We start from the raw sequence: 21035 nt of genomic DNA, 5'->3' as shown, positions 1-21035 counted from the left end.
TTTATTGAGAGAAGGGGAGAATTTATATGAAAAGCTGTTATCCGCTTGAGATCGAATTTGAATATAATGAAGAATTGCATTCTATCACTCCGGTTCTTCTGCAAGACGAACATGACACGATATTAATAGACTGCGGATATCCCGGTTTTACAAACCATCTTCAACATGCCGCTGCCCGGCATGGAATGTCGCTTCATTCATTGACAAAAATCATTGTAACGCATCACGACATAGACCATATCGGCTCACTCGCTGCATTATACCGTTTACATCCGGATGTCAGCGTGACAGTACATGAGCGTGAAGCGCCGTATATTGACGGCTCTAAAAAATCTTTACGGCTTGAGCAGGCTGAATCAACGTTTTGTTCATTGCCAGACGATGCAAAGCCTTATGCAAAACAGTTCATCCGCTCTCTTCAATCAGTCGAATCGGCTCCAGTTCACCGGACAGTTACTGACGGCGAGCTGCTGCCTTGGTGCGGAGGCATTCGCGTTGTAGCCACGCCGGGTCATACACCCGGCCATATCAGTCTTTATCTGCCTGCCGAAAAAACTATGGTCACAGGTGATGCGGTCGTCATTGAAGACGGAAAGCTGAACCTTGCTAATCCCGGCTATACGTTACATATGGATGATGCGGTCCGTTCTGTGCAGCGGCTGCTCGATTATGATATCCGCCAATTGATTTGTTATCATGGAGGTTTATTTCAGGGGGATGTAAAAAAAGCGCTTTTGCGTCTGATTCGTGATCTGCAGAATCAACAAGGATAGGAGCGGCAGCAGCCTATCCTTGTTCAGTTATGAAAACGGAATCTTTGCCGTTTCTTCTTCTTCGGCGCTGTTTTTCTCTTTTTTCTTAGACCAGTAGGTGGCAAGAACAGACCCCGACAGATTGTGCCATATGCTGAAAATTGCGCTCGGCACGGCTGACAAAGGGGAGAAATGCGCTGTCGCAAGCGCTGCGCCCAGTCCGGAGTTTTGCATTCCGACTTCGATCGCAATCGCTTTTTGTGAAGCATAATCCATTTTGAACAGCTTTGCAGTCAGGAATCCTAACAAATATCCGGTTCCGTTATGTAAGATGACGACAGACACAATCAGCAGTCCTGATTGAAGCAGATGCTCACGATTTACGCTGACGACAGAGGATACAATCGCTACGATGCCGATTACCGACACGAGAGGAAGCGCGTGCACGGCTTGTCCGACCTGTTTTTTGAAGAACAGCTTCACAATCACCCCGAGGACGATCGGCAAAAGCACGGCTTGCATAATGGAAACAAACAGTGAGCCGAAAGAAACGGGGAGCCACTCTTTCGCAAACAACATAATAAGTGCCGGCGTTACAATAGGAGCAAGCAATGTTGAGATCGTGGTGACCGCAACAGAAAGCGCCGTATTGCCTTTCGCCAAAAACGTCATGACGTTTGATGCCGTACCGCCCGGACAGCATCCGACCAGAATGACGCCCGCGGCGATTTCTGCGGGGAGGCGGAGCCCGATTGATAAACAGAAAGCCGTAAGCGGCATAATCGTAAACTGGCAAGCGACTCCGATCACGACATGCCAAGGCTTTCTGATTAATTCTTTAAAATCGTCTGCTTGAAGAGTAAGCCCCATCCCAAACATAATAATACCAAGGAAAATCGTCATATAAGAACTGATCCAAGAAAACAAATCAGGGCAGGCGAATCCTAAACCGGCAAAGACGATAACCCACAAGCCAAAGGTTTGGCCCGCAAACCCGCTTATTTTTTTCAGCCATTCCATAAACACAGCTCCTTTTACATTAAATCAGTCAGAAAATATGACTGACTTTTCTGTATTCCATTATAAATAATTTTCTGAATAATTCAATATTAAATATAAGTTTTCAATAAAATTATTATGTAAACTAACATCTTCTTGACTATTCAGACATATATTCTTACAATTGATTTTTATACTGAAATGAATTGGGAGTGCTGAAGTGAAAGAAGCTAATCAATGGTCATCTAAGCTGGGATTTATTTTAGCTACGGCCGGCTCTGCAATCGGGCTCGGCGCAATATGGAAGTTCCCTTACGTAGCGGGAACCAGCGGAGGCGGCGCTTTTCTGCTTGTTTTTATTTTATTTACTGTTTTAATCGGACTGCCGCTTTTGCTTGCTGAATTTATTATCGGCAGAAAAACACAAAAAAACGCCGTTGAATCCTATAAGGCGCTCGCGCCGGGGAAAAAGTGGCACTGGATCGGATATCTCGGAATCATTACGTGTTTTATTCTATTATCCTTCTACAGCGTAGTGGGGGGATGGATATTAATCTACATTATAAAAGGCTTTACAGGCGGCTTATCGCTTTCTTCGGGATTTGATACGTTATTTATCGATACCATTTCAAATCCTTATGCAGCCGTTTTCGGCCAGCTGCTGTTTATCGTGCTGACGATTTTAGTTGTGGCAAAAGGGGTGAGCAGCGGCATTGAAAAAGTGAGCCAGGTGCTGATGCCGGCTCTGTTTATTCTGTTTATTCTCTTAATGATCCGCTCCGTAACACTGCATGATGCAGCAAAAGGATTAAAATTCTTTTTTATGCCTGATTTTGGCGCGATGGATGCCAATACCATTTTATATGCGATGGGACAATCATTTTTCTCGTTAAGCGTCGGAGTGTCCGTAATGGTTACATACAGCGCATATTTAGAAAAAGAAGAAAATATTGTTCAATCCGCCGTATCGGTGACGGTATTAAATGTCCTTGTTGCTGTGATGGCGGGAGTGGCGATTTTTCCGGCGGTGTTTGCATTCGGCCTCAAGCCGGATCAAGGCCCGCAGCTTTTATTTAACGTGCTGCCGACCGTCTTTAACCAAATGCCGTTGGGCATCGTGTTTTTACTCGCCTTTTTGCTGCTGTTTTTATTTGCGACGCTGACATCGGCTTTTTCAATGCTTGAAATTTTAGTTGCTGTTTTGTCAAAAGGCGATTCGGCAAAACGGAAGCGGTATGCATGGATCGGGGGACTTGCTATATTTATTGTCGGGGTCCCTTCGGCGCTGTCGTACGGAATTTTGAGTGATGTTTCTATTTTTCACCGCAGTATTTTTGACGCTGCGGATTTTCTGGTCAGCAATGTCTTAATGCCGCTGGGCGCGCTTTTAATTGCCGTTTTCGTACCGTTGAAAATCCCGAAACAGATGCTGTTTGACGAACTGAAAAGCGGTTCCGGTATAAAACGAAAATGGTTTGCAGTCTGGCTCCTATTAATCCGTTATGTGGCTCCTGTAGCCATTATTATCGTTTTTCTGCACGTGCTTGGTATTTTTTAAACCAAAAGAAGCAGGCCCCCGTTCAAGACGGGGGCTTTTTTAATAAAGCGGCCATATCACGCGGTGCGCTTGCTCGAACCGTTTCTCCGCCTCCCGCCAATCAACGACATTCCACCATTGATCCACGTAAGCCGCTCGGTCGTTTTTATATTGTAAGTAATAAGCGTGTTCCCACACATCCAGCGGAAGCAAAGGAATGACGTCCCACTGGCTGTAGAGCTGATGCTTCTCAGCGGCCAAAATCTCCAGCCGCCCGGCGCGCGGCGCCCAGACTAGGATAGCCCAGCCGACTCCTTCGACTTTTTTCGCCGCTTGAGAAAATTGCTCTTTAAAAGCGGAGTAGCTTCCGAATGACACATCAATCATTTGAAAGAGTGCACCCGTCGGCCGTCTTTTTCCGTTTGGATTCATCGAAAACCAGAAAATACTGTGCAAATAATGGCCCGCGCCGTGAAACGCCAATTGTCGCCCCCAATGTGCCACTAAGTCGTACTGTTTCGTCTGTCTCGCTTTTTTGAGCTCTAGTTCTGCTTTATTCAGACCGTCAACATAGCTCTGATGGTGTTTGGTATGGTGGAGTTTCATAATCTCTCTTGAAATATACGGTTCCAGTGCGGAATAACTGTAAGGCAGTTTAGGGAGGACATGCTTGCCGATCGGCACATAAGCTCTGCGCTCATCCGGCTCTTCGGGTTCAGTAATGTCCCGGTAAAGTGCCGATGCCTGTTCGTACCATTCCGCCTCCGTTAATCCATCATCCTGAAGGGTGTGAAAAATCCGGTCGATTTGTGCCGCGAAGCGATCGAACCGACCTTGCTGAATGACTTGTTCCTTCAAGGTTTCACACCAATTCAGCATCTCGGTTTGATAAGCGTGCCGTTTCATTTTTCTTCCTCCTTTTCACTCATTTTCATAAAAGTGCTGAGCGCAAGCAAAGAAAACACATACGGGTAGCTGTGATACCTGATGTAAAACTGTTTCGGCAGGCCGATTCCGGTCGGATAGCTGAAAGCGGCGCCTTCGTAATGCCGGTTTTCAATAAGAAAAGATATGCCCTTTGTGACGGCTTGATGATGAGTTTTTTCGTATTGCAGCAAAGCTTCGGCCGCCCAAGCCGTCTGTACAAGCGTCCCGTAAGAAAGCGGAACATAGGTTTTGACTTCTGCGCTTTTACAGGATTCTCCCCAGCTTCCGTCCTCGTTTTGAATGGACTTCAGCCAGCGGATCGCTTTTTTCACGGCCGGGTGGTTTTGGCTCACGCCGCAAGCCTTCATCCCTGTCAGCGCTGCCCATGTGCCGTAAATATAGCAGACACCCCATCTGCCGTACCACGATCCGTCCTCTTCTTGATGGCGGATCAGCCATTGGACGGCCTTTTCAATCTGAGGGTGATCAGAAGAAAGCCCCGCTTCTCCTAAACAGTGCAGCACCCGTCCGGTTAAGTCGCTTGTTGAAGGATCGATGGCCGCTTCCTCAGCCGATTCCAGCGGCAGCAGGCGGACCAGCGGATGATTGACATTTTTCTCAAAAGCAGAGAAGCCGCCGTCACTGTTTTGCATGGACAAAAGCCAGCTCAGTCCGCGTTCCCATGAGGCGGGATAAAGTTTTCGCGGAATGGCTTTGAGCACTGCGGCTGTGTCATCACAATCAGGATTATTTGTATTGATGTTTGAAAAACCCCATCCTCCCGGTTCAGCATGCGGGTTGTGAACGGCCCAATCAGCGACTTTCGTCTGCTGCCGTTCACGCAGAAACCGGGCGGCGCTGGTTATCATCTGATCGTTATCTGAGATGCCGCTTTTCATAAGCGCATAGTTGAGAAGCGCCGTATCCCAAACGGTCGACGTTGAGTTTTCCAGGTACGGTAAATCGCCGCAAGACGTGAGCAAAGCTTTCGTGCCGGCAAGTGCTTTTCTGATAACGGGGGAGTGGCGCGATACACCGAGAGCGAGCAGGCCGTACACCATAAAAATAGTGGCGCTCGCATAGCTGTATAATGTGCCGTCTTCTTCAATCCGGTCAAGCATATACGTTTTGGCCGTACGCAGACCGAGCTGGTGAAAAGCGGCAGGATTCTGCAAAAGCCGCTTCCAGTGCGCGAAAAGAGAAGAGAGGTCTCTGTTCTCATCCTGATCGGAACGAAGCCATGTAAACGGATTTTTAGTCATATGCCGATCTAAATGCGCGAGAGACGGAACGTTGGGATTTTTCAGCGAAAATCTTTTGTTAAGCGTCACGGCCATCGGTACAAAATGAATACGGGCGTATGTACTGAACTGGTAAAAATGCAGCGGGAAGGATGGGGGAATGACTAAGAAAGATAATGGCAGATGCAGCGCGGGCCATGGATAAAGGCCGTTTGCCGCAAGCATCCACTTTGTCATGAAGTGTACGTTGCGCAAGCCGCCATTTGAGATGATAAAGCGTTCGGCCTGAATCATATGCGCCTCAGAACGGCTATATAAACCGGAAGCCAGCAAGCCGGCATAGCCCTGTACAGTGGCGGTCACATTTCCTTTCCGGTCATCAGGATAGTTGGCAAAAGTTCCGTCCGGGCGCTGTTTAGCGCGAATGCCTTCTGCAAGCTCAGCGATCAGTTCTTTATCATTGTCTCCAAGAGAAGTGAGGAGGAGGATCAGAAAGGCGTTTGTCAAAATCGGTCCTTCAAAACAAAATGACCATGAGCCGTCCGCATTTTGCGTTTCTCTTAATAGGGAGATGGTTTTCTTTTGGCGGCTTCTGACGTTTTCATGAATTGTGCTCACACTCGCTCAACTCCTTCAGAAGCATATATATTCATATGTAAAAGGCGGCATGACAAAAGAAAGAAACTGCTGACAGGCAGCAGTTTCTTGTTTGATTAATCTTCCAGATTGATCCAGACGCTTTTCACTTCTGTATAATTATTCAGCGCGTAAGAGCCCATTTCCCGCCCGAGGCCGGATTGCTTATAGCCGCCGAAAGGAGATGCCGCATCGAAAACATTGTAGCAGTTGACCCAAACGGTGCCGGCTTGGAGACGGTCAGCAATGTAATGGGCGTTTTTCACATTCTCAGTCCAAAGTCCGGCTGCAAGGCCGTATTCCGAGCGGTTCGCCCGCTCAATGACTTCATCTACCGTATCATACGGAATGGCGGCTAAAACAGGGCCGAAAATTTCTTCTTTTGCGATGGTCATGCTGTCATCCACATCCGCAAATACAGTCGGGGAGACAAAATACCCTTCTTCAAACGGGCAGCTGCCGCCCGCGACAGCTTTGGCTCCTTCCGCTTTTCCTTTTTCAATATATGAAAGCACGCGCTCATGCTGTTCCTGACTGACGAGCGGGCCGATTTGTGTATCTTGGTGAAGGCCGGCGCCTTGCTGAAGCGATTTCGCATATGAAACCATTTCGCTGACGACCTCATCATATTTGTCTTTGTGAATGAAGACACGGGAGCCTGCGCAGCATACCTGCCCCTGATTAAACATGACCCCGTTTAAAGCGCCGGGAATGGCTTTCTTCAAATTGGCGTCAGGCAAAATGATGTTAGGTGACTTTCCGCCAAGCTCCAGTGTCACGCGTTTAATTTTTTTTGCGGCTTTTTCCATGATTTTTTTGCCGATTTCTGTAGAGCCGGTAAAAGCGAGTTTATCGACATCGTCATGGTTGGTCAGCGCTTCCCCGGCCGTCTCGCCGAACCCTGGGACAATATTGATGACGCCGTCAGGGAAGCCCGCCTGATCTATTAATTCCGCTAAATAGAGGGCGGTCAGCGGTGTCTGTTCCGCCGGTTTCAAAACGATTGTGCAGCCTGTGGCAAGGGCGGCGCCCATTTTCCACATCGCCATAAGGAGCGGGAAGTTCCAAGGGATGATCTGCCCCACGACGCCGACAGGCTCATGGCGGGTGTAATTAAAATATGAGCCGGCGACCGGAATCGTTTGTCCGGTTATCTTTGTAGACCATCCGGCATAATAACGCATATGCTCAATTGCAAGCGGAATATCCCCATTCGTCGTTTCATTAATCGGTTTTCCGTTATCAAGTGTTTCAAGCTGCGCGAGTTCCGTTTTGTGCTCTTCCATTAAATCGGCAAGCTTATACATCAGCCTGCTTCTGGAAGCGGCCGGCATAGTGCGCCATTCGCCGTGATCAAAGGCTTTGCGTGCCGCTTTCACTGCACTGTCAATGTCTTCTGTCTGTGCCTCGTAAAGCGTCATCAGCGTTTCTCCGGTTGCCGGATTCGGTGTGACAAATGTTGATCCTGAAGCGCTCGGAACAAATTTTCCGTCAATATAAAGTTTCTTCGTGCCCTGTAAAAATGTTTCCAGCCTTTTTGTGATCTGCATCGTTAAAGAACTCATTCGTAACAAACCTCCCGAAATTTTTTTATGGTCTGTTTTGAGCATCTTGATGTCCGCGCAAAGTAAGCGCATACAGTCATTCTATAATAACAGCCCCGGTAAAATCAATTGATAACCGTTATTGCAATTCACAAGAAAAAACGGCTACAATAAGCTTATCGATTAAGAAAAGGAGTTTTATAAATGATTCATAATAATTGGCAGACAAAAGAAAGCGTCAAAAAGGTCAAATGCGTACATACAGATGCGAAAAAATACATTGTCAAAAATGTGCTGACGCCGGGTAAAGAGTATGAAGTCAAAAATGAAACAGAAGAATTCATTTTTGTTGTAGACAATACAAACAAAGTCGCAGGCTTCTACAAAGAGTATTTTGAAGAAGTTTAAAGCTGAATGAATTTATTTTGCCTGAGCCATACTAAAAAAGACTACATATAAAGGGTGGCTGCAAAATGAAAAAAACAGAGCAAGACAAACAAAATAAAACATCAGATCAGCTTCAGCAAGTGCAACCTGAAGAAGGCACCGACACGACGATGGAACAAATTTCAGATACCTATAAAGAAGGAACAATTGAAGATACGGATCGTTGATGTTTTGTTGAAACCGCGGCATTGGAGAAGCCGCGGTTTTTTATGGCGGAAATAAAAAACTGACTTTTCGAAAAAAACACCGTTTTCTTGAAACCTTTTCTTTCGCTGAACCGTACTACTTCATAACAGCGGCACCTTTCGCGAAGGGCTTTTTTGATGAACGTTCTAAAAATGTAATCTGTTCGTAATGGTTTAAATGCCGTCTATGTCGTATTCTTATATAGGGATAAAGAACTTATTTTTTTATGATTGTAATAAAACAATAGTATAGAAGCAGAAAGTGGGGTTCTTCATTGGGAATTTTTTCTGTCAGCAGATCAACCGACACAAAAAAGCTGGAGGCTTTGCTCGTTGAGGGAGAACGGATCGAAACGATTTATAAACTGCGGGTTGACCAAATATGCTTTACGAATAAACGAGTGATTTTCTTTGATAATAAAATGTTCTCCAAAAAGAAAGTGCGCGTATTTCTTCCATATAAAACAATTGAAAGCTTCGCCATTCAAGAAGCGGGGATGTTTGATCCAGATACCGGGCTTGTATTAATAACAAGGGGAAAAACTTTCGAATTGGAATTTGCAAAAGAAACGGACTTGACTGAGGTTCAAGCCATCTTAACAAAATACTTATGCAGTTAAATATCACATAAAAGCCATCCGAATGCATGCGGATGGCCTTTTTATTATATAATGCTTGTTTTTCCGGAGTTCGAATCAATGAGATCCGGATCAGCAATAGAACTGATGGGGATATAAATCGGCGCCAAATCACCATTTTCTTCACCGAATCCGTAGTTGATCTTATTGGATAAAAAATAATCGATTTGCTGATACGGGCCGATCGTAATGGAAGAACCGCGGTCGACTGCATTTACTTTAAAGCCTCCTACATTTACCAAAACCGGCGAAAACATCATAATGGGCCTCCTTTTCCGGCAGGGATTTTATCGCATGCAGACTCAAAGGCAGATGGAGAATCAATTTGATCCCGGTCATCCACTTTGCCGTTCGTGCCGATGAAGCCGCTTGCATCTCCGAAGTTCTGTCCGTATCCCTGATTCTTTTTATCAGAATTCTGCCATTCCGCCAGTAAATTTTGTCCGACATTCACCGCTGAAGCATTTTCAAAGGAATTAATTTTCAACATGAAAATATTAATATTGATATATGGAGTTGGTTGAACCACAGGCAAACCTCCTTTAATACAGGTGTATGCCGGCTGTTATGACCGTATGCTTAGATAGGGGGCGATAAAAATGGATTTCGATAAGATGAAGCAGTGGATGGAAATGGCGCAAAACATGTCCGGCGGCGACTTTTGGAAAAACGTTTTTGATGATGAACAACTGAAATCATTTCAAAACGGCCATTCTCATTTTCCCTTTCAACAGGGAGATGGGCAAATGAGAAGAAATGAGGATGCTTTTCCTCTTATAGATATTGTGGAAACCCATGATGAGCTCCAATTTTTGCTGTATCTGCCCGGCTACCGGAAACAAGATGTTCAGCTGCTGTCCTACGGAGAATATATCGTCGTAAAAGGCACGAGAAAATCCTTTTTTAATGAACAGGATTTTAAACAGAAGACCGGAAAATACGGCGATTTTGAAAAAAAACTCGACCTTCCGCATTCCGCTCAGGGAACGAAGGGAATGCAGGCGGTATTCAAAGACGGGATTTTATATATATCGATTGCTAAACATCTGGGGGATGCAAGCCAGATCATTATCGAAGGCTGATCTTGTTTGCTGTGCCGTCTATCAGATCTGAATCATCGATACTCATGATAGGGATGACGACAACGGTGCAATCACCGTTTTGTTCACCATACCCTTCATTTCTTTTATTGGCTGCTGTGTTTCTCACCATAACGGAAGAGCCGGTGTTAAAAGCTGCTCCGCCGCTGATTCCGTTCACTTTTATATACTCAAAGTTGATAACGGATGGAAAAAACATCATGATTCGCCTCCTTTTTGTATATCATGTTTATATATTCGCAATGCGGGACGCATAGAACTTTCCAAGAGTGACGGGGAAAGAAGTGATTTTCTTTGAAAAAAATAATGAAAGAGATTTTCAAAAAAGTGTGTGAAGAAGAATTAGACCGGCTTAAGAAAGTGGAACAACAGCTTGATGAGCTTCAGGATAAGTGTCATTTTGAGCCGCAAACGGTTGAAGGGGAAAAAACATATGTCCATATTGAGCACGTCAAAGTGGACAAGGTTGAATACAATATTGATTTTGAAAAGCTGAGTATAGAAGAGCTGAGCGGTATGCTGAATATCGGCGCCACTTACCATACACCGGCGCACAGGCTTAAACAAGCCTGCGCTGAAGAATTTGGGGACAACCGGCAAAATGACGCTGCGAAAGAAAAAAGACAGACAAAGCAGCAGACACCCAATGTCACCATCAGGGGGAGAAAGCATTGACCTCAATTGTTTCATCCTCCTTTTTCGAGGGTATGTATTAACAGATGCAGCGAAGAATACAGACGAAAAAGGAGATGATGAATATGTCATTATCAAAAGAACAGCAGGACAGCCTTTATCATAAATTAATCGATTTAAAGGAAAGTCTTCAGGGAGAATCAAAAGAAAATCATTCAATGAGCGAAGACACAGGAGAACTGTCGAACGGAGTAGATAATCACTTAGCTGATCACGGAAGCATTTATTTGGACAGGGTCACGAATCAGACGCTGGACGGTGTCGATCAGAATCTTTTAGATGAGGTGAACGCTGCGCTTGAACGAATGGAAAAAGGAACATACGGGATTTGCGAGAAAACAGGAAAAGAAATTCCTTATGAAAGACTTGAAGCCGTGCCGTACGCCAGAATGACCGTCGAAGCGCAGCGAGAAACAGAAGGGGATGTGAAAACAGACGCTCCGTCATATGAAAGAGAATTTCACGAGCAGGTGAAAGACCTCTCAAATAAAGAAACCGTTGATCAAAAAAGCTCACAAACTTACGAAATCCTGGATCGCGAGCAGGATTCACAATAATAGCAGCAGGTACATTCATATGTACCTGTTTTTTTATTCCATAAAAAATCTCAGAATCGAAATAAAATCATTGACTTTATATAAAAAAGAAAGTAACATACTATTTGTAAGTAAATATTAAAAGATTACCGGGAGGAATTTAGAATGTCTCAAGTATTATTTGTAAAATCAAGTGATCGTACGGCTGAAGAAGGCGTATCCGTAAAATTATACGAAGCGTTTCTGGCTGCTTATAAAGAAAACAATCCGAATGATGAAGTGATCGAACTTGATCTTCATAAAAAAAACCTTCCTTACCTCGGAAGAGATATGATTAACGGAACATTCAAAGCTTCAAAAGGAATTGAAATGACAGACGAAGAGAAAAAACAAGCGTCAACTGCTGACATTTACTTAAATCAATTCGTCAAAGCTGACAAAGTCGTGTTTGCATTCCCGCTTTGGAACTTCACAGTGCCTGCTGTGCTTCATACTTATGTTGATTACCTGTCTCGCGCAGGAGTTACTTTCACATACACGCCTGAAGGCCCTAAAGGTCTGATGGGAGATAAAAAAGTAGCGCTCTTAAACGCACGCGGCGGCGTATATTCTGAAGGACCGATGGCATCTCTTGAAATGTCATTAAACTTCATGAAAACCGTTCTCGGTTTCTGGGGTGTCCAAGATCTTCACACTGTTGTCGTTGAAGGCCATAATGCTGCACCGGATAACGCTCAAGCGATCATTGAAAAAGGACTGCAAGAAGCGAAAGATCTGGCTGCAAAATTCTAATTTCCATTAACTCTTGCGCCCATACAGGGTGTGAGAGTTTTTTCTATTATAGAAGAAACTGGCGGCAGCTTTCGATCTGATCTTATATTGATATATTGATATTTTGTCGAAAAAACAATTTTTATGTAGAATAAAGCATTTTTCACAAAGAAAAAAGGTTTTCTGTAAAAGAATTAACCCTCTTGCCAAAATACGACTGATGGTGTAGGATATAAGAGAAGCTACATTGTTCGTATTGTTAATTAAGTTTTAACCTTTAAGCTGTAATAGGGAGTTTTATATCGAAGCCGGAATGTCATGCCTCCATTGCAGAGGACGACAGGAACGCTTCTGCAAACACCCACTTTGAGGAGTGGTGGTTTAAAACTTTCTTACTTGCGTACGGCATACGTAGCGAAAGCCATTTCCCTTGCGGAGATGGCTTTTTATTTTGAATTGCCCTTGAGCAGCGTACTTTATCAGTATGATAAAATAAAAGAATCAAAGACAAAGTGAGGTTTTACAACATATGCTGGAGAAAGCCCAATCCCTTCTGGCGCATTATTTTGGCTACGACAGTCTTCGCGCGGGCCAAAAGCAGGCGATACAATCAGTTGCAGAGGAAAGAAAAAACACGGTCTGCATTATGCCGACAGGGGGCGGAAAATCAATCTGCTATCAGATTCCCGCACTGCTGTTTGAAGGAACCACAATCGTTATTTCCCCTCTTATTTCCTTAATGAAAGATCAAGTCGACGCGCTTGAAGAAGCGGGTATCGCGGCAGCTTATATTAACAGTACCCAGACAAGCCGTGACATTCATGAGCGCCTGACCGGTTTGAAGCAAGGGGCTTACCGGCTCTTTTACATCACACCGGAGCGTTTGACTTCTTCTGAATTCATTCACATCCTGCAGAATATTACGGTTCCTCTTGTCGCCATTGACGAAGCTCACTGTATATCGCAATGGGGACATGATTTCAGGCCGAGTTACCGGAATATCGAAATCCTTTTTAATGAACTAAAAGAACCGCCCGTCATCATCGCATTAACGGCGACGGCTACGCCTGAGGTTCATGATGACATCTGCAAACAGCTTCATATTAAGAAAGAACAAACTGTATATACCGGTTTTGCCAGAGAGAATTTAACGTTTAAAGTAGTAAAGGGCGAAAACAAAGACCGGTTTATCGAGCGGTATCTGGAAAAAAATAAACACGAAGCCGGCATTATATATACAGCGACAAGAAAAGAAACCGACCGTTTATATGAGAAATTAAAACGCAGCGGCATCAATGCCGGCCGTTATCACGGCGGATTGGCGGATGATGACAGAAAAGACCAGCAGGAGCGGTTTCTTAACGATCAGATACAAGTGATGGTAGCTACGTCCGCTTTCGGAATGGGAATCGATAAGAGCAACATCAGGTTCGTTTTACACGCGCAGATTCCGAAAGATATGGAGAGCTATTACCAGGAAGCCGGACGGGCCGGGCGCGACGGTCTTAACAGCGAGTGTGTGCTCTTGTTTTCGCCGCAGGATATTATGGTGCAGCGTTTTTTAATAGACCAATCGGCCGCCGGAGAAGAAAAACAAAAGCAGGATCTCAAAAAACTGAGACAGATGGTGGATTACTGTCATACGGAAGATTGCCTGCAGCGGTTTATTCTGAAGTATTTCGGCGAGAATGAGGCGGAAGCTTGCGGAGCATGCGGCAATTGCACTGATACAAGGACCGCCCATGACGTCACAAAAGAAGCGCAGATGGTATTGTCATGCATCATCAGAATGAATGAGCGCTTCGGAAAAACGATGGTGGCGCAGGTGCTTAGCGGGTCAAAAAATAAAAAAGTGCTGGAAAACGGCTTCAGCAGCCTGTCCACTTACGGCATTATGAAGCATCAATCCGCAGCGGAAATCAGTGATTTTATCGAATTCCTTATTTCAGATGAATATATCAGAATGGCGGACGGCACATTTCCGACGCTTATGGTCACCCAAAAAGGCAGGGACGTTCTGCTTGGAAAAAGCGCAGTCTCGAGAAAAGAAGCCTTACAGGCCGCCGCCGTTACCGAGAATGATGAATTATTTGAGCTTCTCCGGCGTCTCCGCAAAGAGATTGCAGCTGAACAGGGTGTGCCTCCATTTGTCGTGTTCTCAGATCAGACGTTAAAAGAAATGTCGGCGAAACTTCCGAAAACAGATCAGGATCTTCTTTCCGTAAAAGGGGTCGGGGAACAAAAAAGATTGAAATACGGAGCGGTTTTTTTAGAAGAAATCCGAAATTATGTAAGAGAAACAGAGTGAAAAAAAGTTTTTTTAGAAATTTGCACATTGTGTTTTTCATTGGCGCCGGGAAAATCAGAAGCTTGAAAACCCTTGCTGTATCAAGGTTTCAGCAAGACTTACCAAGCGAGAGAAATGTTTCATGTAAAGGAACTGTAATCTAATTCAAATCGTTTTGTTATTGAACTGACATTTTCATATGTTACGATATCACCTGTTAGCCGCCAATAAAAAGCTAACAAGGGAGGATTTACTTATGAAGAAGACGATTATGTCCTTTGTCGCAGTTGCAGCAATTTCAACAACTGCATTTGGAGCTCACGCTTCTGCTAAAGAAATCACGGTGCAAAAGGGTGACACGCTCTGGGGGATCTCGCAAAAAAACGGAGTGAACCTAAAGGACTTAAAAGAATGGAATCAGTTATCTTCTGATTTAATCATTGAAGGAGAGAAACTGACTATTTCTTCAGTAGAAACAACCACATCTGGGCAGTACACAGTGAAGCAGGGCGACAGCCTCTGGAAAATTGCTCAGAAATTCGGAACATCAGTCGGCAATCTGAAAAGCTTGAATAACTTGCAATCAGATATAATTTACGCAGGCACAACGTTAAATGTGAAAGGTCAGGCTCAGGCTGCACAGCCGGCTCAAGAAGCCAGCCAGCCGCAAACTGAACAAAAACCAGATGCCGAGACAGAACAGCCGAAACAAGAAGCTGTCAAAAACGAGCAGCCTAAACAAGAACCTGTTCAAGAACAACAACCTAAACAAGAAGCGAAGGCTGTCGAAGCAAAACAGCAGCCTGTTCAATCAAATACAAACCAACAAGAGCCTAAAAAGCAGCTGACAATGACTGCAACTGCTTACTCTGCTAACGACGGCGGCATTTCCGGTGTAACGGCAACCGGTGTTGACTTAAACAAAAACCCTGATGCAAAAGTCATCGCGGTAGACCCTAGTGTCATTCCGCTTGGCTCTAAGGTTTATGTTGAAGGTTACGGAGTGGCAACAGCAGCAGATACAGGCGGCGCAATTAAAGGAAATAAAATTGACGTATTTGTTGCAAAGAAAAGTGACGCTAACAACTGGGGCGTCAGAACAGTAAATGTTAAAGTATTAGACTAGTTTCATATAGAGATGAAGAACACAAGGCGAAATGCTTTGTGTTCTTTTTTTCTTCCCTTTTTTGACTGTATATAATCGTTATATGCGGAAAAAGAAAAAGCGTTTCTCTAATATAATAAGGAATGGATGTGAAAACGGAATCTGAAGGGATGTATGAATCTGATGGAGCCGGAATTTATATGTTTATGGAATGCCTTCACAGAATCACCGGTGTTTCAAGCAGGTATATGCACCGCTTTCGCCATTGTGCTCGTTATCGGACTGTCTATGCCTGCTGTCAGGCTGTTTCAGGCGCTTGACAGAGGGAGAGGAAGGATAGCCGTTATTGAAAAGGTGAGACGTACTGGCGTGATGAAGAATGGCAGGCACGAGCTTGTGCTTATTTTAAACGTAAAAAACCAAGACGGAACGCATGATAAACGTGAACTGACACATGCCGTATATAATGAAGAGATCAGCCGTTTTTATGAAGGAGCTTCCGTATGGGTGACGGCAGCGGCCGGCGGACGAATTATGATCGCTCCGCGCACGCCGCGGCATAAGGCGTCAAAATAAAAAGACGGGGCGTTTTTCCCGTCTTTATGTATTAATGCCGATCGATCCATATCCGTCCGCCTTCTGAGCCGGCTTCTATCCTGCATGTTCCTCCGATCGGGAATGTCAACAAAGGGGAGGTATGGCCGAAATCAGCATTTGCGATAACAGGCATGGATGCCAGTTCTTCTTTTGTACGGATGACGGCACGCAGAGCCTCCTCAGACACATTTGAAGCATGCTGGAAACGTCCGATGACAATTCCCTTCACGGCTGAAAAAGCGGGAAGGTGGATGAGTGACTGCAAATCCCGGTCAAACATATGAATGTCCGACATATAATCATCTTCTATAAACAGAATCACTTGCTCCATCTCCGGAAAGTATTCGGTGCCCTGCAGAAGATTCAGCGTGCATAGATTTCCTCCGATCAGTGTTCCTTCCGCATATCCGGATTGAATAACGAGCGGTCCCGGATTCCGATAAAAACGTCTGTCCTCCTGGTTCAAATACCATTTATCATCACTCCACTCGGATGAAGGCTTTACCTCATACGGGTTGTCAGAAGCACAGCAGGCCAAGAAAGAGTCAATCGTATAGTCCAGCCCTTTTTTCATGGCAAATGAAGAAAAATGGGGACCGGAATATGTAATAAGGCCGGTTTTTTGATATATGGCATGGCCGAGAGCGGTAATATCTGAATAGCCGCAAAGGATTTTCGGATGCCGCTTGATGTTTTCATAATCAAGATAGCGGAGCAGCTGATTTGATTGGAACCCGCCGAGTGTCGTCAAAATCGCTTTGATGTCAGGGTCAGCGAAAGCCTCGTGCAGATCCCGTACACGCGATTCAATGGATGATGAATCAAATTCATTTATTTCTTTCGCATGCTCTGAAAAAGAGACACAAAAGCCCAGCTCCTCCAATTTTGTCTTCGCGGCATTTATATTTTCATCTGACATAACGGACATGCTTGTGGCCGGAGACACAATACGAATGCCGTCACCTTTTTTCAATTTTTCCGGATACAAAAAAAACCCTCCTTAAATGGTTTAATCTATTACACCATATTAACGAGGGTTTATCTATCATTTTTTACAGGTCGACCCATTTAATGCCGCCTGATTGCGTATCATTGTCAATCCAGACATCAAAGTGATGCTTTTCATAAAAATGAATGAGTCTGTCGACATGATCCCAATCACGCTTAGCGATGTCGCCCGTCACTTTCGGGATATTCTGCTCTCTGGCGATATGTTTTAAAAATTTCATGCAGATCGAGCCATAGCCGTGGTTCGGCGGGCCTTTAATGTCCCCGATGTGAATGGCATTGTCATAATAAGAGGCGATCAGTGAAAAACAGCCTCTTCCCCGGTAGGCTGATTCACAATCAGTCAGCATAATCTTACATGTTTGGCCATCATCAATCGAGGAAACAATGATCCAATCGTCATTGTTCGATTGATCAATACCAAGCACTCGCGCGTCTTTTGATACATCTATCAGATTTTCCCGCATTCTGAAAATCTGAAATTCAAGTTTATGAAGCTCTTTTTCCAGCTCTTTCTGATCTCTTTCTTCTGTAGTAAACAAAATCATACTCCTTTCACAGCGTAAAAGTCTTAGTCAAACACAAGTATCCATTGTAGTAAATGATGTCTTGGTTTGTAAATGGGTTTTGCAAAAACTTTTTTAGAAAAGTCTGCCGTTTATATGTGGATTGACGTTTTTAAGGCGGTGCGGATAGGGAAAGGAACAGTGAGCAGCGGAAAAAGGAGGAATCTATAATGGCAATTGACTCACTCATCGGCAAATTGAAGTACGTAATGACGGAATCTCCTGATAAAATGCTTTCCTTATATGTCAATACGGATATGAGAAATCCGGATCAGCAGGGGGGAGAGTGGAAAATCGCCTTGAAAACCGGTTTTCGGAGATTAAAAGAGTATCTGTCTGCCAGTGATCCGGAAGAAGAAAAATCTCTCGTCCGCATCATGGAACGTGTCTATCAATATATCGAAGGGCTTGGTAAAGAGATGCCGCGAAGTCTCGTATTTTTTGCATCGGGAGAAGGCGGTATTTGGGAGACGATTGAATTGCAGGTGCCTGTCGAAACACGATTTTATTGGGAAGAGATGGCTGTCCTTGATCAATTAGAACTTCTTCGTGAACAATTTCCGAGCACGGCTTTTATTCTCACCCAGCAGAATGAAGTGAAGATCATAGAAACCGTACTCGGAAAAATTGAAGGGGTGGAGCATTATCAATACGACGTCATCAATGAATCGTGGAAACCGCAGGATGTAAGCGGAAGCTTCGCATCGATGGACGAAGACGCCGCCAAAGCCCATGTTGAAGAAAACCAAAACAGGCTGTATAAACGATTGGCTTCAAACCTTGATCAAAAGGCCGCTTCACACCAATGGGAGCGTCTCGTAATCGCAGGGGACAAAGAAACAGCCGATATTCTCGATCAGCATATGAATAAACCGATAGATCGGATCATTCCAAAAAATCTGTTGAATGAAAACGAACATAAGGTGATAGAAGAACTGTTGAAGGAAGCATAATATGACGAAAGGCCGGGTCTCAAACACCCGGTCTTTTTAGGGCTTAAGTTTGTCTAATTTCTGACGAAGCGGACGAAACCGTTGACATCAAAGCTGAATTCTCATACCATTTGGATAGTCAGTAAAATTGAGAGAGGTCATAAGATGAATCAGACAGAAAACAAACCTAAAAGTTATACCGGTATCGTGCTGACATTGACCGTTCTGATCAACGGGTTAATTGCGGTGCTGTTTTTTATGCCGAAATCGGGACAGGTCAGCATTGCCAATATTCATATTCTGCCGATGTTAAATGCTATTTTTAACAGCTTTACTTTTATCTTTTTGCTGGCAGCGCTCTTTATGATTAAGCAAAAAAATATTCAAGCGCATAAACGCTTTATTTTGGCGGCGTTTACGACGACTCTGCTGTTTTTGATCTGCTATGTCGTATACCACTCTGTGGCTGAAAATACTTTATTCGGCGGCCACGGCATCATTCGGGGGATTTATTTCTTTATTTTAATTACGCACATCTGTCTTTCCGCCGTTATCGTGCCGCTTGCGCTGTTTACGCTGATCAGAGGATTCAGCATGCAAGTGGAGCGCCACAAAAAAATCGCGAGATGGACGATGCCGCTCTGGCTGTATGTCAGTCTGACGGGTGTCATTGTATACTTAATGATATCGCCGTATTATTAAAAAAAGCCGTGCTCTGCGCGGCTTTTTTCTATTGATTGAAAAAGGCGCCTCATCAGGGCGCCTTTTACTCTTCAAGCGTTTCAAGTGTTGTTACATTTAAGGATTGTTCAACGGTTTTTGTTTTTGCTTTTACTTTTTCTGCGTACGTGTAATCACCATAGCAGTAGGGATAACGGAAATTGTCTTTGTTCCCTCCGCAAGTGTAAAGTTTCGGATTCTTTTTGACCTGCTGCTCGGAGTATTGTTTTGCCAGTTCCTCAGTATGCGATCCTCCATGTTCAGCCACAAAATCAATATAGCCGGCTCCCATGTTGTAGCTTTGTATAATCGTATCCAAGTCTACGCCTTTTTTCTTGCCTGTTTGGTACATGAGAGTGAATTGTTTGATTCCCTGTTTGATACTGGTTTGAGGGTTTTTAATCTCATTTCGCTTTAAACCCAGAGATTCTGAAGACTGCATGGGATCATTTCCTCTTCCTTTTGACTCCTGATATATCATGCCGAGTACAAGCGATGTATATTTGGTGAGTCCTTTTTCATCCAGCTCGTCTTCAACAAGCGGTTTGTAATCTGTCAGCCGTTCAAGGACGATCGGTTTGACATCAAACGGAAGACTTTTGAGCCATTCATTATTTGAAAATAACAGAATGAGGAAGAAGGAAACCATGACAAAAACACATATCATCATAAGACCCGCGGCAGCGAAACAGCCTTTTTTCTTTTTCTCCACTGTGTTTCACCCTCAATTTCAGGAGCATTATGACTTTTTCATTATGACACAGATGAATACGCGAAACCAAGCGGAAACCCGTATTTGAAACATAAATTTAAAATAACGGTTCTTTTGTCAGGCGCAGGATGTATCTGCATCAATTGACATTTGGTATAATTGGGCTACTTGAGAAAAGAAGGGTGAGGTATATGACTGAATTTCACGAATCCGGAAACACAAATGACCCCGCTGTCGATTTAGATGAGGAAACTTTATTTTTGGTTGCCCAGACTTTTAAGGCGTTGTCTGACCCGACCAGAATCAGAATTCTCCATTTGCTGTCACAGGGTGAGCACGCGGTAAATGATATCGCAGAAAAGCTGAATTTGCTGCAGTCTACCGTTTCTCATCAGCTGCGTTTTCTTAAAAATCTGCGCCTCGTCAAATCACGCAGAGAAGGAACATCCATCTATTATTCTCCTGAGGATGAACATGTGTTAGATGTGCTTCAGCAAATGATTCACCATACGCGGCACGATTAAAAAACATCCCTGCTTTTTAGACAGGGATGTCAGCCGTACTGACTGTTATTGGTTTGGTCTCTGCTCGTTTTTAAAACATAAAAAGAGAAGCCGCTGTAATAAACTGCGATAAAATAAAAGATACTGATGGTCAGCGGATCGGCCCCGACCGTTTGGCTGTATGCCTCCGGATGGGTAAAGTCCGCTGTGACCCGGTAAATTTCAATAACGCGATAAACAAATCTCGATAGGAATAACGTTAATAGAATAAGTTCAATCCACAGGTGAGTGCGAAAATACATTTTTCCGCGGCGTTCTTCAAAAGAAATGTTCCGTTTGGCAAACAGGACCAGAAGCCAGCCGCAAAAAGTGCCGAATATAAGATGGCCGTATAAAGCCGGGTGTGTGATGCTGAAAAACGCCAGAGCTGCGGCCAGCAATGAAAACAAAATCATTCTTGTATAAAGCCAGCGGGGTTTCAAAGGCTGAAAGCCGACGGACCGTTTCACCTTTTTATACAGAAAAAAGGCAATCATTAAGACAGGGCAGATGCTTTGAAGTGTGATATGCATGGTGTGAAACTCCCCCTCCGTTGAGTA

The 21035-nt window shown here is 44.3% G+C and carries 26 protein-coding genes and 1 other RNA gene; 16 read left to right on the top strand and 11 right to left on the bottom strand.

Going from position 1 to position 21035, the window contains the following annotated elements; translation table 11 throughout:
- Positions 1–26: 26 nt before the first annotated feature.
- Positions 27–773, top strand: coding sequence for an MBL fold metallo-hydrolase (locus NYE62_RS10880; RefSeq protein ID WP_342496946.1), 747 nt, complete (start codon positions 27–29; stop codon positions 771–773).
- 27 nt (positions 774–800) lie between these two features.
- On the opposite strand, the gene NYE62_RS10875 is transcribed toward NYE62_RS10880, so the two are convergent.
- Complete coding sequence (locus tag NYE62_RS10875; RefSeq protein ID WP_144664662.1) at positions 801–1772, bottom strand: bile acid:sodium symporter family protein; 972 nt, start codon at positions 1770–1772, stop codon at positions 801–803.
- Positions 1773–1971: 199 nt separating this feature from the next.
- Between NYE62_RS10875 and NYE62_RS10870 the strand changes: the two genes are divergently transcribed.
- Positions 1972–3309 (top strand): sodium-dependent transporter, encoded by a 1338-nt coding sequence (locus NYE62_RS10870; RefSeq protein WP_007407975.1) that lies wholly within the window; start codon positions 1972–1974, stop codon positions 3307–3309.
- Between the two features lie 39 nt (positions 3310–3348).
- Here the strand turns inward: NYE62_RS10870 and NYE62_RS10865 are convergent, their stop codons facing one another.
- The 3 genes from NYE62_RS10865 to NYE62_RS10855 all read right to left on the bottom strand — a co-directional run bounded on the left by NYE62_RS10865 (position 3349) and on the right by NYE62_RS10855 (position 7657).
- Positions 3349–4194 (bottom strand): superoxide dismutase, encoded by an 846-nt coding sequence (locus tag NYE62_RS10865; protein ID WP_007407976.1) that lies wholly within the window; start codon positions 4192–4194, stop codon positions 3349–3351.
- Positions 4191–6074, bottom strand: coding sequence for a prenyltransferase/squalene oxidase repeat-containing protein (locus NYE62_RS10860; RefSeq protein WP_342496945.1), 1884 nt, complete (start codon positions 6072–6074; stop codon positions 4191–4193). The genes NYE62_RS10865 and NYE62_RS10860 overlap by 4 nt, the downstream gene beginning before the upstream one ends.
- Positions 6075–6169: 95 nt before the next feature.
- Positions 6170–7657, bottom strand: a complete 1488-nt coding sequence (locus tag NYE62_RS10855) for an aldehyde dehydrogenase family protein (RefSeq protein WP_003153776.1) — start codon at positions 7655–7657, stop codon at positions 6170–6172.
- Positions 7658–7840: 183 nt separating this feature from the next.
- On the opposite strand from NYE62_RS10855, the gene NYE62_RS10850 reads away from it, so the two are divergent.
- From NYE62_RS10850 to NYE62_RS10840, 3 genes are all read left to right on the top strand, one after another.
- Positions 7841–8044 carry a DUF6501 family protein gene (locus tag NYE62_RS10850; RefSeq protein ID WP_144664988.1) on the top strand — a complete coding sequence of 68 codons (204 nt, stop codon included), beginning with the start codon at positions 7841–7843 and terminating at the stop codon, positions 8042–8044.
- A gap of 65 nt (positions 8045–8109) precedes the next feature.
- A complete protein-coding gene (locus NYE62_RS10845) occupies positions 8110–8250 on the top strand; it encodes a DUF4025 domain-containing protein (protein WP_003153781.1) in 141 nt (46 codons plus the stop codon).
- Between the two features lie 293 nt (positions 8251–8543).
- A complete protein-coding gene (locus tag NYE62_RS10840) occupies positions 8544–8888 on the top strand; it encodes a PH domain-containing protein (protein WP_342496944.1) in 345 nt (114 codons plus the stop codon).
- A 44-nt stretch (positions 8889–8932) separates the two neighbouring features.
- Here NYE62_RS10840 and NYE62_RS10835 read toward each other — a convergent pair whose 3' ends face one another.
- Both NYE62_RS10835 and NYE62_RS10830 read right to left on the bottom strand, forming a co-directional pair.
- Positions 8933–9166, bottom strand: a complete 234-nt coding sequence (locus NYE62_RS10835) for a hypothetical protein (RefSeq protein WP_003153785.1) — start codon at positions 9164–9166, stop codon at positions 8933–8935.
- Positions 9163–9435, bottom strand: a complete 273-nt coding sequence (locus tag NYE62_RS10830; RefSeq protein ID WP_014418114.1) for a hypothetical protein — start codon at positions 9433–9435, stop codon at positions 9163–9165. Before NYE62_RS10830 ends, NYE62_RS10835 begins: the two co-directional genes overlap by 4 nt.
- 70 nt (positions 9436–9505) lie before the next feature.
- Here NYE62_RS10830 and NYE62_RS10825 point away from each other — a divergent pair, with 70 nt between their 5' ends.
- Positions 9506–9988 (top strand): Hsp20/alpha crystallin family protein, encoded by a 483-nt coding sequence (locus NYE62_RS10825; RefSeq protein WP_003153787.1) that lies wholly within the window; start codon positions 9506–9508, stop codon positions 9986–9988.
- Here NYE62_RS10825 and NYE62_RS10820 read toward each other — a convergent pair.
- Positions 9975–10208 carry a hypothetical protein gene (locus tag NYE62_RS10820; RefSeq protein WP_044802224.1) on the bottom strand — a complete coding sequence of 78 codons (234 nt, stop codon included), beginning with the start codon at positions 10206–10208 and terminating at the stop codon, positions 9975–9977. The genes NYE62_RS10825 and NYE62_RS10820 overlap by 14 nt on opposite strands.
- A gap of 92 nt (positions 10209–10300) precedes the next feature.
- On the opposite strand from NYE62_RS10820, the gene gerPC reads away from it, so the two are divergent.
- The 7 genes from gerPC (at position 10301) to NYE62_RS10785 (ending at position 15974) form a co-directional block, all read left to right on the top strand.
- Positions 10301–10681 (top strand): spore germination protein GerPC, encoded by a 381-nt coding sequence (gene gerPC / locus NYE62_RS10815; RefSeq protein ID WP_105937626.1) that lies wholly within the window; start codon positions 10301–10303, stop codon positions 10679–10681.
- Between the two features lie 83 nt (positions 10682–10764).
- On the top strand, positions 10765–11256 hold the full coding sequence (locus NYE62_RS10810; RefSeq protein WP_015417624.1) for a TraR/DksA C4-type zinc finger protein: 492 nt from the start codon (positions 10765–10767) through the stop codon (positions 11254–11256).
- Between the two features lie 144 nt (positions 11257–11400).
- The gene (locus NYE62_RS10805; protein ID WP_044802226.1) at positions 11401–12027 is read left to right on the top strand and encodes an FMN-dependent NADH-azoreductase; all 627 of its coding nucleotides are present in this window, start codon (positions 11401–11403) and stop codon (positions 12025–12027) included.
- A gap of 215 nt (positions 12028–12242) precedes the next feature.
- Positions 12243–12428: non-coding RNA, 6S RNA (ssrS, locus tag NYE62_RS10800), on the top strand.
- A gap of 107 nt (positions 12429–12535) precedes the next feature.
- Positions 12536–14314: a DNA helicase RecQ gene (gene recQ, locus NYE62_RS10795; RefSeq protein ID WP_020955932.1), complete on the top strand. Its 1779-nt coding sequence runs from the start codon at positions 12536–12538 to the stop codon at positions 14312–14314.
- 235 nt (positions 14315–14549) lie between these two features.
- Positions 14550–15419: a LysM peptidoglycan-binding domain-containing protein gene (locus tag NYE62_RS10790; RefSeq protein ID WP_110124199.1), complete on the top strand. Its 870-nt coding sequence runs from the start codon at positions 14550–14552 to the stop codon at positions 15417–15419.
- A gap of 162 nt (positions 15420–15581) precedes the next feature.
- Positions 15582–15974, top strand: coding sequence for a hypothetical protein (locus tag NYE62_RS10785; RefSeq protein WP_040238966.1), 393 nt, complete (start codon positions 15582–15584; stop codon positions 15972–15974).
- A 31-nt stretch (positions 15975–16005) separates the two neighbouring features.
- Here the strand turns inward: NYE62_RS10785 and NYE62_RS10780 are convergent, their stop codons facing one another.
- Positions 16006–16983, bottom strand: a complete 978-nt coding sequence (locus NYE62_RS10780; RefSeq protein ID WP_342496943.1) for a S66 peptidase family protein — start codon at positions 16981–16983, stop codon at positions 16006–16008.
- A gap of 64 nt (positions 16984–17047) precedes the next feature.
- Entirely contained in the window at positions 17048–17545 is a 498-nt protein-coding gene (locus tag NYE62_RS10775; protein WP_040238046.1) for an N-acetyltransferase, read from the bottom strand.
- A 194-nt stretch (positions 17546–17739) separates the two neighbouring features.
- Between NYE62_RS10775 and NYE62_RS10770 the strand changes: the two genes are divergently transcribed.
- Both NYE62_RS10770 and NYE62_RS10765 read left to right on the top strand, forming a co-directional pair.
- Complete coding sequence (locus NYE62_RS10770) at positions 17740–18522, top strand: VLRF1 family aeRF1-type release factor (RefSeq protein WP_342496942.1); 783 nt, start codon at positions 17740–17742, stop codon at positions 18520–18522.
- Between the two features lie 144 nt (positions 18523–18666).
- Positions 18667–19203, top strand: a complete 537-nt coding sequence (locus NYE62_RS10765) for a DUF420 domain-containing protein (RefSeq protein WP_007407990.1) — start codon at positions 18667–18669, stop codon at positions 19201–19203.
- A 64-nt stretch (positions 19204–19267) separates the two neighbouring features.
- Here NYE62_RS10765 and NYE62_RS10760 read toward each other — a convergent pair whose 3' ends face one another.
- Complete coding sequence (locus NYE62_RS10760; protein WP_003153802.1) at positions 19268–19933, bottom strand: lysozyme family protein; 666 nt, start codon at positions 19931–19933, stop codon at positions 19268–19270.
- A gap of 191 nt (positions 19934–20124) precedes the next feature.
- On the opposite strand from NYE62_RS10760, the gene czrA reads away from it, so the two are divergent.
- Entirely contained in the window at positions 20125–20457 is a 333-nt protein-coding gene (gene czrA / locus NYE62_RS10755; protein WP_007407993.1) for a Zn(II)-responsive metalloregulatory transcriptional repressor CzrA, read from the top strand.
- Positions 20458–20486: 29 nt separating this feature from the next.
- Here the strand turns inward: czrA and NYE62_RS10750 are convergent, their stop codons facing one another.
- On the bottom strand, positions 20487–21008 hold the full coding sequence (locus NYE62_RS10750) for a hypothetical protein (protein WP_007407994.1): 522 nt from the start codon (positions 21006–21008) through the stop codon (positions 20487–20489).
- Positions 21009–21035: the final 27 nt, after the last annotated feature.

Origin of the sequence: Bacillus sp. FSL K6-2861 (genome assembly GCF_038630725.1) — a bacterium.
Lineage (GTDB): Bacteria > Bacillota > Bacilli > Bacillales > Bacillaceae > Bacillus > Bacillus velezensis.
The sequence above is the reverse complement of the archived record's forward strand: the minus strand, read 5'-3'. Positions and strand labels throughout refer to the sequence as shown.

What these genes read in the sequence shown, in the direction of transcription:
- NYE62_RS10845 (WP_003153781.1), top strand. Translation starts at nt 8,110, where the DNA reads ATGAAAAAAACAGAGCAAGACAAACAAAATAAAACATCAGATCAGCTT.
- NYE62_RS10850 (WP_144664988.1), top strand. Translation starts at nt 7,841, where the DNA reads ATGATTCATAATAATTGGCAGACAAAAGAAAGCGTCAAAAAGGTCAAA.
- NYE62_RS10825 (WP_003153787.1), top strand. Translation starts at nt 9,506, where the DNA reads ATGGATTTCGATAAGATGAAGCAGTGGATGGAAATGGCGCAAAACATG.
- NYE62_RS10810 (WP_015417624.1), top strand. Translation starts at nt 10,765, where the DNA reads ATGTCATTATCAAAAGAACAGCAGGACAGCCTTTATCATAAATTAATC.
- NYE62_RS10770 (WP_342496942.1), top strand. Translation starts at nt 17,740, where the DNA reads ATGGCAATTGACTCACTCATCGGCAAATTGAAGTACGTAATGACGGAA.
- NYE62_RS10805 (WP_044802226.1), top strand. Translation starts at nt 11,401, where the DNA reads ATGTCTCAAGTATTATTTGTAAAATCAAGTGATCGTACGGCTGAAGAA.
- NYE62_RS10765 (WP_007407990.1), top strand. Translation starts at nt 18,667, where the DNA reads ATGAATCAGACAGAAAACAAACCTAAAAGTTATACCGGTATCGTGCTG.
- recQ (WP_020955932.1), top strand. Translation starts at nt 12,536, where the DNA reads ATGCTGGAGAAAGCCCAATCCCTTCTGGCGCATTATTTTGGCTACGAC.
- NYE62_RS10785 (WP_040238966.1), top strand. Translation starts at nt 15,582, where the DNA reads ATGGAGCCGGAATTTATATGTTTATGGAATGCCTTCACAGAATCACCG.
- NYE62_RS10880 (WP_342496946.1), top strand. Translation starts at nt 27, where the DNA reads ATGAAAAGCTGTTATCCGCTTGAGATCGAATTTGAATATAATGAAGAA.
- NYE62_RS10750 (WP_007407994.1), bottom strand. Translation starts at nt 21,008, where the DNA reads ATGCATATCACACTTCAAAGCATCTGCCCTGTCTTAATGATTGCCTTT.
- NYE62_RS10790 (WP_110124199.1), top strand. Translation starts at nt 14,550, where the DNA reads ATGAAGAAGACGATTATGTCCTTTGTCGCAGTTGCAGCAATTTCAACA.
- NYE62_RS10835 (WP_003153785.1), bottom strand. Translation starts at nt 9,166, where the DNA reads ATGATGTTTTCGCCGGTTTTGGTAAATGTAGGAGGCTTTAAAGTAAAT.
- NYE62_RS10875 (WP_144664662.1), bottom strand. Translation starts at nt 1,772, where the DNA reads ATGGAATGGCTGAAAAAAATAAGCGGGTTTGCGGGCCAAACCTTTGGC.
- czrA (WP_007407993.1), top strand. Translation starts at nt 20,125, where the DNA reads ATGACTGAATTTCACGAATCCGGAAACACAAATGACCCCGCTGTCGAT.
- NYE62_RS10865 (WP_007407976.1), bottom strand. Translation starts at nt 4,194, where the DNA reads ATGAAACGGCACGCTTATCAAACCGAGATGCTGAATTGGTGTGAAACC.
- NYE62_RS10855 (WP_003153776.1), bottom strand. Translation starts at nt 7,657, where the DNA reads ATGAGTTCTTTAACGATGCAGATCACAAAAAGGCTGGAAACATTTTTA.
- NYE62_RS10820 (WP_044802224.1), bottom strand. Translation starts at nt 10,208, where the DNA reads ATGATGTTTTTTCCATCCGTTATCAACTTTGAGTATATAAAAGTGAAC.